Source organism: Rosenbergiella metrosideri (assembly GCF_022602565.1).
Lineage (GTDB): Bacteria > Pseudomonadota > Gammaproteobacteria > Enterobacterales > Enterobacteriaceae > Rosenbergiella > Rosenbergiella metrosideri.
Genome location: NZ_JALBCV010000014.1, coordinates 16,846 through 30,933, shown reverse-complemented (window position 1 = coordinate 30,933; position 14,088 = coordinate 16,846). Strand labels below are relative to the sequence as shown.

At 44.8% G+C, this 14,088-nt stretch carries 11 protein-coding genes; all 11 read left to right on the top strand.

The window, feature by feature from the left end:
- Positions 1–622: 622 nt before the first annotated feature.
- The 11 genes from tssH (at position 623) to icmH (ending at position 14,085) form a co-directional block, all read left to right on the top strand.
- On the top strand, positions 623–3,259 hold the full coding sequence (gene tssH / locus MKR94_RS12730) for a type VI secretion system ATPase TssH (RefSeq protein WP_241647240.1): 2,637 nt from the start codon (positions 623–625) through the stop codon (positions 3,257–3,259).
- Between the two features lie 201 nt (positions 3,260–3,460).
- A complete protein-coding gene (locus MKR94_RS12725) occupies positions 3,461–4,024 on the top strand; it encodes a fimbrial protein (RefSeq protein ID WP_241647239.1) in 564 nt (187 codons plus the stop codon).
- A 98-nt stretch (positions 4,025–4,122) separates the two neighbouring features.
- Positions 4,123–4,863, top strand: a complete 741-nt coding sequence (locus MKR94_RS12720) for a fimbrial biogenesis chaperone (protein WP_241647238.1) — start codon at positions 4,123–4,125, stop codon at positions 4,861–4,863.
- A gap of 131 nt (positions 4,864–4,994) precedes the next feature.
- Positions 4,995–7,496, top strand: a complete 2,502-nt coding sequence (locus MKR94_RS12715; protein ID WP_241647237.1) for a fimbria/pilus outer membrane usher protein — start codon at positions 4,995–4,997, stop codon at positions 7,494–7,496.
- A complete protein-coding gene (locus MKR94_RS12710; protein WP_241647236.1) occupies positions 7,481–8,053 on the top strand; it encodes a fimbrial protein in 573 nt (190 codons plus the stop codon). Before MKR94_RS12715 ends, MKR94_RS12710 begins: the two co-directional genes overlap by 16 nt.
- Positions 8,054–8,143: 90 nt before the next feature.
- Positions 8,144–8,671 carry a type VI secretion system contractile sheath small subunit gene (gene tssB / locus MKR94_RS12705; protein ID WP_241585943.1) on the top strand — a complete coding sequence of 176 codons (528 nt, stop codon included), beginning with the start codon at positions 8,144–8,146 and terminating at the stop codon, positions 8,669–8,671.
- A 13-nt stretch (positions 8,672–8,684) separates the two neighbouring features.
- Complete coding sequence (gene tssC / locus MKR94_RS12700) at positions 8,685–10,187, top strand: type VI secretion system contractile sheath large subunit (RefSeq protein ID WP_241647235.1); 1,503 nt, start codon at positions 8,685–8,687, stop codon at positions 10,185–10,187.
- Between the two features lie 116 nt (positions 10,188–10,303).
- Positions 10,304–10,789 carry an Hcp family type VI secretion system effector gene (locus MKR94_RS12695; RefSeq protein ID WP_241585947.1) on the top strand — a complete coding sequence of 162 codons (486 nt, stop codon included), beginning with the start codon at positions 10,304–10,306 and terminating at the stop codon, positions 10,787–10,789.
- Positions 10,790–10,848: 59 nt separating this feature from the next.
- The gene (tssJ, locus tag MKR94_RS12690) at positions 10,849–11,397 is read left to right on the top strand and encodes a type VI secretion system lipoprotein TssJ (protein ID WP_241585949.1); all 549 of its coding nucleotides are present in this window, start codon (positions 10,849–10,851) and stop codon (positions 11,395–11,397) included.
- Positions 11,384–12,730 carry a type VI secretion system baseplate subunit TssK gene (gene tssK / locus MKR94_RS12685; RefSeq protein ID WP_241585951.1) on the top strand — a complete coding sequence of 449 codons (1,347 nt, stop codon included), beginning with the start codon at positions 11,384–11,386 and terminating at the stop codon, positions 12,728–12,730. The genes tssJ and tssK overlap by 14 nt, the downstream gene beginning before the upstream one ends.
- Entirely contained in the window at positions 12,730–14,085 is a 1,356-nt protein-coding gene (gene icmH, locus MKR94_RS12680; protein ID WP_241585953.1) for a type IVB secretion system protein IcmH/DotU, read from the top strand. The genes tssK and icmH overlap by 1 nt, the downstream gene beginning before the upstream one ends.
- The last annotated feature ends 3 nt before the right edge of the window (positions 14,086–14,088 follow it).

Genomic DNA, 14,088 nt, shown 5'->3' with positions numbered 1-14,088 from the left:
AAAAAAATGAGTATCCGGAGGATGAGTGCATGATGGAAATAATCAATTCAGCAGTGATCTTATAATTTTAAGTTTTTTAATAATCCTCGGTAATGACGAGTATAGTATGCGATGTTAGAGGTTTAAATAGCTATTTAGTCAATTCTTTATTTACCAAAGGGAATTAATTCCTCTGACTCACTTTATTTTAGGTTGAATTATGTTGGTGGTTTTAATTTTAAGTCGCATAAAAGAATAGGGTGAAAAAATATTCATCAATTTATGATTGGATGATGAAAAAAGAAACCGCAATGCAGGTAACCTACTATTTTATATGGTTTATATTTGTTTTTTTCTTGAGGTCTATCGATAAGTGGAAATGATAAATAAAGGGTTAATAGAGTTATTTATATTTTCCTAATGAGAAAATAGTTTTCAACCAAAATGACGCTATTACTCTCGATGAATTATTAATTATTTTTCGCATTAAGAAATAATGAATATTATTTTACTTTGTGAAAATAGGATTTTTATTAAAATATGTTATTGTTGTGGTGAGTTTTGCTTTATTTTTCTATTCGATATGCATTAGAGTTAATAACAGATTAAACAGAGAATAATATTATAAGTAGGAAAGAGAGACGTGGCTATCCAGAGGAAAGACCTATTTAATAAACTCAATAAAACACTTTTTTCATCGATAGAAAGTGCTGCTGGCCTGTGTAAATTACGTGGTAACCCGAATATTGAGCTTGTTCACTGGGTCAATCAGCTTTGGTTTGGGGGCAATAATGATCTCCAACATATCGTTACGTTTTTCGAGCTTGATGCTGAGGTGATTGAACGCGGTCTGGCAACAAGTCTAGCGGCGCTCCCTTCAGGTGCGGAATCAATTAATGATTTCTCCTGGCAGATAGAACTGGCGATCGAAAGAGCCTGGATATGTGCAAGCCTTGAGTGTCTACAACATCGTATTCGAAGCGTACATCTTTTTTTAGCGATGCTTTCGCACAGCGAACTGCGACGTGAACTGCTGAAGATTATTCCTGCACTAGGGCGTATCAACCCTCATGTCCTGCAAGCCAACCTAAAAGAGATCACTGCTGGTTCGGATGAAGAATCTGAAATTCAAGGTGATAGAACGCTCGAATCTGGTAAGGACGTTGACCTGCTCAAAAAAACAGAGGGTGACGCGCTAGCAAAATATACCACCGATTTGACTGAACTGGCTCGACAAGGCGACATCGATCCGGTGCTGGGACGTGATAGCGAAATTGCCAGTATGGCGGATATTTTATTGCGACGGCGACAAAATAACCCACTGCTGACTGGTGAAGCAGGGGTAGGGAAGACTGCTGTAGTCGAGGGGCTGGCACAGGCGATAACCTCGGGCCTTGTTCCTCCGGCATTGCGTGACGTCCGTTTACTCTCATTAGACGTTATGGCTCTTTCAGCAGGTGCTAGCATGAAAGGGGAGTTCGAAGCCCGGCTTAAAATTGTCTTAGATGAAGCGATTGCTTCTGAGCAGCCCGTAGTGTTGTTCATCGATGAAGTGCATACCTTGATCGGTGCGGGTGGAAATGCAGGGACTGGTGATGCTGCTAATCTATTGAAACCTGCGCTGGCCCGCGGTCAGCTGCGGACAATTGGTGCAACGACTTGGAGTGAGTTCAAACGGCATATTGAAAAAGATCCAGCACTGACACGACGTTTTCAAGTCCTGCAGATCGATGAGCCAGATGAGCAACAAGCAATTGCCATGTTGCACAGCCTTATCCCCTCGTTGGAGAAACATCATGGCGTCTGGATAATGGAAGAGGCGACACAAGCCGCTGTTACACTCTCACAGCGCTACATTCCTGCTAGGCAGTTACCGGATAAAGCCATCAGCTTATTGGATACCGCCTGTGCGCGCGTAGCTATCGCCCAGTTCTCCCCACCTAAGCAGCTTAACACCCTGCGATGGCAGTACCAAAGTGGTCAAACAGCGTTGTCATTGCTGGAAAAAGCCGGACAACTCGGAAAAGCTCAAAGCGAGCGTCAAGAGCAGCTCACAGCTGAACTGCTAGAGCTTGAAAGTAAGATAGCGGAACTTACTGAACGGTGGCGTACTGAACAACAGGCTACGGAAAGCATCATCGCACTGCGTCAGCAGATCATGGAGAGGAGTTCAGAAGATGATGCTCTGGAGAGCGAGGCGCTTCGTCAGCAGTTAATTGCAGAAGAGGATCGATTGAGTCAATTGCGACAGGAAGAGCATCTTGTCCATGCAGAGGTCAATGAAGACCTTATAGCAAGTATTGTCAGCGATTGGACCGCGATTCCGGTTGGACAAATGCTGAAAGATGATGTGCAGAAAGTCATGACATTACCGCAGCGTCTTAGTGAGCGTGTTATTGGTCAGGAAGCGTCACTTTCTCAACTCAGCGAGATCATCATGACGGGAAGAGCAGGACTGGCTGATCCGTGCAAACCGCTGGGCGTATTCATGCTGGTAGGTCCTTCAGGCGTGGGTAAGACTGAAACTGCGCTGGCGATCGTAGACAGTTTATATGGTGGCAAGCAAAACTTGATCACTATTAATATGAGTGAATTCCAAGAAGCGCACACTATCTCCTCACTCAAGGGATCGCCCCCCGGCTATGTTGGCTATGGCAATGGTGGAGTATTGACTGAAGCAGTACGTAAGAAACCTTACAGTGTGGTGCTCCTTGATGAAATTGAAAAAGCTCACCCAGATGTGCATGAGCTTTTCTATCAGGTGTTTGACAAAGGGGAGATGGAAGACGGTGAAGGGCGCAAAATAGATTTTAAAAATACCATATTGTTACTGACGAGCAATATTGGTAGTGAGATGATCATGCAGCAATGTGCTGAGATTGAAAAATGCCAAAACATTGAGACGTTATTAAACAATCTCAAACCTGAGTTACTCAATGTTTTCCCTGCCGCCTTTTTAGGGAGGTTGACTGTTATTCCATATTTACCTTTGCAAATGGAATCTCTTAAAAAGATTGTTGAACTCTCTTTGAATAAGATTAGTCAACGATTACATACACAATATCAAGCAACATTGGTTTACAGTGCTGCAGTAGTACAACAGGTCATTGATGAATGTGGCATCTCAGATGCTGGAGGCCGTGCGCTTATTCGTTTTATCGAACAGAAAATAATGCCATTGTTGAGTAAGACAATATTAAAGAGGCAGGTTGATATAGCTGGCTCGACGGTAAAGCTGACCTTTTCCTCAGGTAAGTTTGTTGTAAAAATAGCGAAGTGAAATTAATTATAATGAAAAGATCAAAGGCATCAAATTCACGATGCAAATGATATCGTTTTATAAATATTTAATTGATACCAAGGTAACAGATTGTCATTTAGGCAATGAAAAGTATTGAAAACAGCTGCAATAAGGATATTGGTTGTTGTTTAGGCTTGTTTTTCAATATGGTTAAATGTGACTAATTCAAAGGATAGCAAAATGAATTCTAAACTACGTATATTATGTTTCTTACCTTTTATAATGACCTCTGGTGCCTATGCAGCTTCTGCGGGAACAGTTGAATTCAGTGGTCAAGTTATTTCGGGTACCTGTACCGTGGTAAATGGCGATGTGAACAAAACGGTTACTCTTCCCAAAGTTTCAATCGAAAATTTAGGCACTGCTGGGAAAACAGCGGGTTCTCACGTTTTCACGATTGATGTCGAGAATTGTGCCACAGCGATTACAGGGGTTACTGCACACTTTGAAGCCATCAATGGAACAACTGGCTATGATGTACAGACCAATAACCTGATCAACGATGTTCAGACCGATTCCAAAGCAACGCCTCCTGTCAAAGCAGCCGAAAATGTCCAAATTAGACTTTTTGATAAAGGGGGAACTAAACAAGTCCAAGTTGGTGGCACTGATGGCGCTTTTGTAGCAGTTAATTCTAGTAGTCATAGTGCTAAGTTGGAATATGTTGCTGCCTATTACGCGACGGGCCAAGCAACGGACGGAACAATCCACGCGAAAGTCGCTTATACGCTCGCTTACAATTAAGATTTTATGATAGCAGGGTGCGTATTCAGACAAAAAGATGAGAATACGCACCTTTATTATTGAGTAAAAGTTATATATGTATATCTACGGGACCCTTTATGTTCAAAACTTTATCAGCTTGTATTATTTTTTTTCTGACTATACAAAATAGTTGGGCAGGGATGTCCATTGTAGGTACACGTATTATTTACCCAGGAAATGAAAAAGAAATCAGTATTCGTACAAAGAACAAAACGAATCAGCCTATTCTTTCACAAGTATGGATTGACGATGGTTCAAGTAATGAAGATATTGATAAAAACAAAATCCCATTTATTGTGACGCCGCCTATTTTTAGAGTTGAGCCTAATAGCGGCCAAAGTTTAAAAATGATTTATAACGGAATGAGCTTACCCCAGGATAAGGAGTCGGTGTTCTGGTTTAATCTTCTGGAGATCCCACCAGTGGATACTAGTGGGACAAAACAAAAGCTTGATATAGCTTTCCGTACACGTATTAAAATATTTTACCGTCCGGCTTCTGTCGCTAAGTTAAGGCTATCTGATATTAGTACCCTTCTGCATTGGTCTATTATTAAAGATGCATCGCGCGGTTTAGGGTTTCGTGTGGAAAATACTGGTCCTTTTTATTTCTCATTTAATGATTCAACGGTTTTTGTCAATGATAAACCCATTGTTATGAAAATGGACATGGTTGCTCCTAAAAGTCATGAGGATTTCTTTCCCGATCAAAAAATAACAACATTCACACGATTGAAATATAGTTTTATTAATGATTTGGGTGCCAATGTAAATAAGGAATTACTCTGGAATGACATGAAGGGGACACAGTCTCAATAGGTCTTCTACCTATATTCATATCTTCTACATTACTCACTGTCCTATATATAGGCCGTCAAACGATTAAGTGAAATATAAAAGTGATGATGAACCTTACAGCGGCTAAAAATGGTAGGTGCAACACTGTCAATGTGACAAATCCTATAGTGATTGCTGTTGCGTTGCTTTTTTGTTGTGATGCTGAATCTAATCCTGAAACTGCTTATAACAAGGTCGAAGAAATCAATTTTAATGCCGACTTTGTTCATGGTGGGAACATTGATCTCTCTAAATTTCGGAGAGGTAACCCTGTCCCACCCGGTGTGTATGATGTTTCGGTAAAGGTCAATGGTGAAAGCCGGGGACAAAATAAGATTACATTTCGTCTGCAAAAGGGCGATGGAAATGCGGTTGCTTGTCTGTCGCGTGAGCAATTAACGTTGCTTGGGATAAGGTTGGTACAGGAAAGAAGCTTTGCTGACGCTTGCGCGCCTATCCACGCTTGGATAGATCAAGCGCAGAGTTACTATAATAGCTCAGATTTCACGCTAAATCTGCAGATACCACAGGTGAATCTGACTTATGTGCCTCGTGGCTATATTGATCCGTCACGGTGGCAGCAAGGCATCACTGCGGGTTTCATCGATTACAATGCGAATGTTTATTCACAATTGCAAGATCATACGAAAGATTCTAATCGCGCCACGGCGAATTTTGCCTTTAACGCGGGGATAAACTTAGCTGGCTGGCGATTGAGAAAGCGTTTCAATACTGGTCTAGGCCATGATACCCACTGGCAGAATCTTTACGGCTATGCCGCGCACGATGTCACGGCATTAAAAAGTGAGGTTCAACTTGGGGATGTGAACACCAGTGGAGAGCTATTCAACAGCTTCGGTCTGCGTGGTGCGGTTTTGCGTACCGACCCACGGATGTTACCCGACTCCCAGAATAACTATGCGCCGTTAATCACAGGCATTGCAGAAACTAATGCAAAAGTCACTGTGATGCAGCGTGGGGTCGCGATCTATGAGACAGTTGTTCCCCCAGGCCCTTTTGTTCTCAGAGATATTAGTGGATTAGGATACGGTGGTGATCTTCAGTTGGTGATAAAGGAAGCCGACGGTCGTGAGCGCATCCAGATTATCCCTTTTTCTTCACCCCCCCTCATATTACAAAAGGGAATAAGTCAATTTTCTGTTTCTGTCGGTCAGCTAAAAGATGCACATATTAGGCATCGCCCGCGCGTAGTTCAGGGTATTTATCGCTATGGTGCTTTCAGCAACTGGACGCTATACGGCGGTTTACAGTTGAGTGAGAAGTATCGTGCACTGGGCGTTGGTAATGCTGTTAACACACCATTTGGTGGCATAACCTTTGATGTAATACACGCTGAGAGCCAGCCGTTGCCTAATTCGCAGGCCTCAGGTAATAGCTACCAGCTACAATTTATGCGCTTCTTTAGCAGATCTCAGACAACCTTATCCCTGGCCGCCTATCGTTACTCATCGGCAGGTTTTTACACGATTAGCGAAGCGAATAGAGAAGATAATTCAAGTCAAAAAAGCACAACCGATACCGATTATCGTACGCGTCGTCGCCTCAGCGCCACGTTAAGTCAGCGTGTTACTGATCGGATCTCGCTCGATTTCAATGGAACTTATTATACCTATTGGTCGCATCGGTCGCCTTCTCGACAATATCTGTTACGGCTTAATCATAATCTTGGATCGTTTAGCTACAGCCTGAGCACTACTCGCTCGAAGACCCGTATGGGTAAAGAAGATAAGCAATATATTCTCTCGCTGTCGGTGCCGCTAGGGCATCCGACCCCTACCTCGCAGCCGCTGTTTAACGCTCTATACGGCACAGTCACGCACGGTGAAGGGGGATCTACTCAAGTGCAGACCATGGCAAGTGGTTCTCAAGGACAGCAAAGTGAATTGTCCTACGGCATTGCTTCCAGTATGAACCAAGACCCTGCCGCCAAACGTACCTCAATGCTAAACGGTTATATCAATTATGAAACACCGTTGGGTCAATACGGTGCAACCGCCACAGTTGACAGTAAGAATAATAATCAATTCTCGCTTTCTGCAAATGGCAGCTTGGTGGCTCATCGTGGTGGGATTACGGCTGGGCCTGTCGTGGGTGACCAACCATTCGCCATCATTGAAGCTGATGGTGCCAAGGGAGCGAAAGTAAACAACGGCTATGGTGCCCGGATCAATCGTTGGGGCTATGCGATTGTGCCTTCACTGACTCCTTACCGAGAGAATAGTGTCTCGATTGGGTTGCGTGATCTCCCTGATACGGTGGATGTCATGGAAAACGAAAAAACTGTTATCCCTCGGCAGGGCGCAGCAGTATTAGTAAAAATGAAAACCTCAATGGGCCAAGCGATGATTCTGACGGTAAAAGATCGTGACGGTCAGTTTCTGCCGATTGGGGTAGAGATGTTGTCCACAGAAGGCGATAGCCAAGGAATTATCGGTCAGGGAGGACAAGCTTATATTCGTGGATGGAAATATGACCACCAGCCCCTCTATGCCGAGGTGGCAGGATCGAAATTGCGTTGTGTTCCACACAGCGCACCGTCAACGATAACCGGTACTAACATGATCAAAATGGAGGCGATATGTCAGCCCCAGTAATCGTCAGAGTGCGTTCCGCTATTTTGCTACTTTCACTTGTTAATGCCTCGGTTAATGCGACCTCCCCCTCGTGTAAAGGGAGTTGTGATATTCAAGTGAATTTTTCGGGGCGTTTTGAAATGGAGACTTGCCAAATCAGTATTGATAATCGAAGTGCGAATGAAATTGTTGCACTTCCTGTTATCTCAAGTTCCTTGTTACAGCGCGCAGGGGATGAGGCCGGTTCGAAATCGTTTCAAGTGATTCTAAAGCATTGTCCAGCAGCCGTTACAGTTGGTGTCCATTTTGTTTCCGTTGCCTCGACGCAAGTTGATCCTGCGACTGGCAATATTAAAAACAGCACTGTCGCGGGAATGAGTCCCGAAGCCCAGCTGCGCCTTAGAAATAGTGCAGGTGTACAGATGTTGCTGAACGATAGTACCAGCATACAGGACTATGCCATCCCGCAAAGCGGAGGAGATGTGACGCATGGTTTTAATGTTTCTTATTTTGCTAAAACTCCAGTCACTCCGGGCAAAGTCTCAGCGAGTGCGGGTATCGAAATGATTTACAAATAGAGTCGAAGGCGGGTTTCCCGTTATCTGATTCTGTATTTACAGTCCCGGCAGGTCATTCTGTCGGCAATTCAACAACAAAAGGAAGAAAGGGTGAGTAAAGACAGCTCGCAGAAATTTATTTCTCGTAATCGCGCCCCACGGGTGCAGATTGAATATGACGTGGAAGTTTACGGTTCAGAAAAAAAGGTAGAACTCCCATTTGTCATGGGTGTTCTGGCTGATCTATCCGGTAAACCGGTAGAGCCACTACCTTCGGTCGCTGATCGTCAGTTCTTGGATATCGATATTGATAACTTCGATGAAAGAATGAAAGCCATGCGTCCAAGAGCTGCGTTCGCGGTGCCTAATACGTTGACAGGTGAAGGTCAGCTAATGGTCGATATGACGTTTGAGAGCATGAACGAATTCGCACCGGATGCGATTGCTAAAAAAGTCGACTCACTCTCACAGCTATTAGAAGCTCGTACACAGTTAGCGAATCTTCAGACCTATATGGATGGTAAAGCGGGCGCAGAAGAGCTGGTAATGAATTTGTTAAAAGATAATGCATTGCTACAGGCTCTGGCCGCAGAACCAAAGAAAAAAAATGATGCTGCTGAAATGCCACAAGAAGATTAGTTGAGAGGGATATATGTCAGAAGCTGAAAAAGAAACCTGGCAGCAGACGGCTGCAAAAGATGTTGCCTTTGATGATTTTAATCACTTATTAACCAAAGAGTTTAAAGCAAAGTCTGAGCAGACTAAATCGGCGGTTGAAGGTGCGGTCAAAACGCTGGCTCAGCAGGCGCTAGCAAATAGCGTTACCGTCTCTGACGACGCTTATAAAAGTATCGCATCGATTATTGCCGAAATTGACCGTAAGCTTTCTGAGCAAATCAACCTGATTTTGCATCATAGCGAATTTCAGACGCTCGAAAGTGCGTGGCGGGGTCTCCATCATTTGGTGAATAACACTGAGACTGATGAGAAACTTAAATTGCGGTTTATGGACATCTCGAAAGACGAACTACGTCGCAGTATGAAACGCTATCGTGGTATTGCGTGGGATCAGAGTCCTCTGTTCAAAAAAGTTTATGAAGCAGAATATGGCCAGTTAGGCGGAGAACCTTATGGCTGCCTTGTTGCAGACTATTTCTTTGATCACACTGCGCCCGATGTTGACTTGTTAACCTCGATCAGCAAAGTTGCTGCGTCAGCACATGTGCCGTTTATCGCCGGGGCATCTCCTAGCGTGTTACAGATGGAGTCATGGCAGGAGCTGTCTAATCCGCGTGATTTAACCAAAATCTTTACTCAGAATCTTGAATACGCAGCATGGAATGCATTGCGTCAGTCTGAGGATTCACGTTACATCGGTTTGGTGATGCCACGTTTTCTGGCGCGTCTACCTTATGGCATAAATACTAATCCCGTTGATAGTTTCCATTTTGAAGAAACAACCGATGGATCCGATCACAGTAAATATGTCTGGTCGAATGCCGCCTATGCTATGGCAGTGAATATCAACCGTTCTTTTAAAGACTACGGCTGGTGTACGCTCATTCGGGGGGTGGAAAGCGGCGGAGTGGTGGACGGTTTACCCTGTCATACCTTCCCAACCGATGACGGTGGCGTAGACATGAAATGTCCAACGGAAATTGCTATTTCTGACCGCCGAGAAGCAGAGCTGGGTAAAAATGGATTTATACCACTGGTGCATCGTAAAAATAGCACTCATGCTGCCTTTATTGGTGCACAGTCGCTGCAAAAGCCAATGGAGTATTATGATCCTGATGCAACCGCAAACTCGAACCTGTCAGCGCGCTTACCTTACCTCTTCGCTTGCTCACGTTTTGCACATTATTTGAAATGTATCGTGCGAGACAAAATTGGCTCATTTAAAGAGCGCGAAGAGATGCAGCGTTGGCTTAACGATTGGCTAATGAACTATGTTGATGGCGATCCGGCTAATTCTTCTATACAGACCAAGGCTCGCCGTCCACTTGCGGCTGCAGAAGTCATGATTGAAGATGTTGAAGGGAATCCCGGATATTACCAAGCTAAGTTCTTTTTACGTCCACATTTTCAGTTGGAGGGATTAACTGTTTCACTACGCATGGTAGCTAAATTACCTTCCGTTAAAAATGTGACCTAATTTATTTTTGATTTACCCATAGCAATATCGCTATTTATCGAGTTCCCTTAATTATTGAGGAGAGCTTCTTACGTCCCGTATTTTTTATATGTGATTATTAAACGCAGGAGAATAAAATGTCACAAGATATGTTTATTAAAATTGATGGTATCGAAGGTGAGTCATTAGATACAGAGCACAAGAATGAAATTCAAGTGCTTTCTTGGAATTGGGATGTGTCTCAACGTTCAAATATGCATAGTGGTTCTGGTGGTGGATCGGGTAAAGCTAGCGTTTCTGATTTCTGTTTTGAACACTACACTGATAAAGCAAGTCCAAATTTACTGAGCTATTGCCTTTCGGGTAAGCACATCAAAAATATCAAGTTCGTTATCCGTAAAGCGGGCGGAGATCCTCTTACTTATTTAACTATCACTTTTACTGATGTGATTATTACGGGTGTTGATATGGGCGGCTGTGCTGAAGATGAGGCTCGTCCGCGTGAGCGCGTTCGCTTCTCCTTTACCAAAATGTCTAACGAATACGTAATGCAGAATGCTGAAGGACATAAGTCAGGCGTTATTTCTGCGACTTACGATATTAAAGCCAATCAATTGGGGTAATCCTCGCTTTTAAATAGCCTGCTGCGCTGCCGATGCAGCAGGTTTATTAGGGTGAAATAGTGACGAATTCGATTTTTAATTTTATTAAGCAGGGGGGCGTTCTCTGCTTACTTTTATGCTTGGGCGCATGCTCATCTTCAGTCCCAGAAGCCCCCTTGGCAGAAAGGTTTGTCGTTGAACTGCAGGCTGGTGATGATATTAATCAGAACGAACAGGGGCAGGCTAATCCGTTAAGCGTGACTCTTTTTCAACTAAAACAAACGGACGCATTCGTAAATAGTGATTATTTCGCTCTGGTTGAAACGCCTTCATCAGAACTAAAAGCGCAAAGTAGTAAAGCTGGATCTTATATCCTCAAACCGGGAGAGCGTCAGCGCATTATTCTAACGGTAAGAGAAGGGGTTAATTATATCGGTGTGGTAAGTGGTTATCGAAATATATCGCACTCAACTTGGCGAACAGTATTTCCATTACCGAAAAAACCACCCAAGAAATGGTACTCATTTTTTTGGTCAGATAATAAAACAACGCTGTCTTCTGTCACGGTTTATATGGACAGACAAGCGACGACAATCCGGAAGGGAACAATAGAAAGTGAGAACAAATAAAGTCGTATGGAGTGAAGGCCTCTTTTTGCGACCACAGCTCTTTCAGCAGCAGGAGCGCTATCTTGAATATTATGCTCACAAGCGCGCATCAACCATTACCCCATTTTATTGGGGATTTTCGCATTACGAAATAGATCACGAAGCACTCTCTTACGGTAAATTGGTGCTTCGATCGGGCTGGGGTGTCTTGCCCGATGGTACCCCCTTTGATATTCCGGGTCATGCCAGCAGCCCTGAACCGTTAACGATTACCGCTGAGCATCTCAATAAGGTGATCTATTTGGCCGTACCGTTGCGTCTCGATAATACCGATGAGACGATTTTCGATGACGCTGATCACAGCTCACTGGCCCGTTTTTGTGCTTTTGAAACGGAGTTGAGCGACACAAATGTTATTCGCCAGGGACCGAAACCCGTACAGTTGGCTTCACTACGGCTAGCACTCGTTTCTGAAAGCGAGATGACAGCTTCATGGATTGGATTGCCACTAGTGCGCGTGCGTGCAATTCAACCCGATGGAAGCATACTGCTTCATACCGAAGATTATGTTCCCCCGGTCACTGCTTGTGCAGCGAACCCATTATTAGTGGAATGGCTCACGCATCTTAACGCATTGGTTAAGATGCGTGCGGAAACATTGGCTGCCAGACTTTCGAACAGTGATGGGCGGGCAAGTGCCAGTGCTGAGATCGTCGATTATTTACTACTACAGATATTTAATAAGTATGAAACGGTACTGGATCATCTTCGCCATATTCCTGAATTGGCGCCGATAGCCTTTTACGAATCGCTGGCAACTTTCGCCAGCGAGCTCTCTACTTTTGTGCGAACTAAGACGCGTCGTCCGCGTGCGATTCCCGGTTATAATCATGCTGATCTTTACGCCTCGCTTCGTCCTTTGGTAGACGATATTCACGAAATGCTTAATCAGATTCTGGTGCGCGCTGGGCAGACAATTCCTCTTGAATTACGGGGGAATGGGGTGTGGTCGGCGAGTATGTTGCCGCGTGAATTGCTTGGTTTTTCAGGATTGGTGCTCGCTGTTCATGCGCAGATGCCGCTCGACGTGCTACGTCACCAGTTCGCGCTTCAGGCTAAGCTTAGTGCACCGACTCAGCTCCATGATCTTGTGCGTTCGCATTTGCCAGGCTTGACCCTACGAGCGTTGCCTGTGCCACCAAGACAGATTCCCTATAGTGCCGGCTATGTCTATTTTGAGTTAATTACTAGCGGTCCATTCTGGGACAAAATTGCCGCAACGGGAGCCTTGGCCCTGCATGTTGCTGGCGACTTTGCTGAGCTTAAAATCGAACTATGGGGTATCAGAGACTAATGAGTGCGAGTAGTGACCTGAACACCATCGAGGACTTTTCCTTCTTAACCGGTGCAGAGAGCGATCAGGCATTAGGGCATTTCCTGCTGGATGACCCTTTATCTGTTGAATCAAGCTCGGCGGAAAAACCGCAAAATACCTCTATTCCTGGTGCGCAGCTGCGTTACGATGCCGCGCAACTTCGTACGGACAGCGTTCAGCAACGGGTTGCTCTGGTCACGGCAGCGCGTGAACCGCTACTAGAAGCCGCTCAACCGCTTCTACGTGTCCTAAGCGAAATGCCGGAAAGCCTCGATAACCGTGAGCAAATGCTGCTATTGAAGGAAGGATTGAAAGCTGAAATCTCTCTATTCGGTGTCGTGTGTGATGAGGTGGATATCTCATGGAAGAAAATGGCCATCGTGCGTTTCTGCCTGTGTACAGCGCTTGATGAGGCTGCGGTGGCAAGAGCATGGGGACAGGAATATGGCTGGGCTCACAACAATCTTCTGAACCATTTCGAAGGTGACAGCGATGGTGGAGATAAATTTTTCCTGTTAGTGGGTCGTCTTTCCATGACGCCGCATGAATATGCCGACGTACTAGAAATTCTGTTACGTATCCTCGGACTCGGCTTTGAAGGTCGTTATAGCATTGTTGAAAACGGTGAACGTCAGCTGACTAAAATTCGCCAGCGTATGCTTACGTTATTGCAAAGTACCCGAGACAGTATCCCATTAGCACTAGCTTCACATGGTCTACCTCGTCGCAACGACAAAAAACGCCGCCTGGGGATTATTCCGGTACGTGTATCGCTGCTACTGACGTTAGTAGTGTGTAGTGGTTGCTTCATTGGGTGGAAATACCTACTGCTCAAGCCGGAAAGCCAAGTGTTACTGAGGATGAATGCATTACAACAGTCCCCGCAAAGCGCTATACCCGCAACTAATGCTCTTCGCCTGAGCGATTTATTGAAAGACGAAATTGCTCAGCAGCTTCTTCATGTCAAGGAGCAGGCACATCAGGGCATCATTACCCTACCAGGTGATACCAATTTCGCCGTCGGGGCAACGGAAATCCTCCCTGAGAGGGTTGAATTACTGCTGAAGATTGCCCACTCGGTCCAACAACTTAACGGTAACGTGCGCATTGTTGGCTATACCGATTCGATGCCAATCAATCGTCCTGGCGTCCCCAACAACCAAGTATTGTCAGAAAAGCGTGCAGAGAGCGTGGCACAGGTTTTTCTGAAAGCCGGGTTATCAAAAGCGGATATTCAATATTCGGGGATGGGCGCTCGCAATCCTGTCTCTAGTAATCGTAGCTCAGTTGGGCGTGCTCAGAACCGCCGTGTCGATATCTTTGTAAATTATTAATGG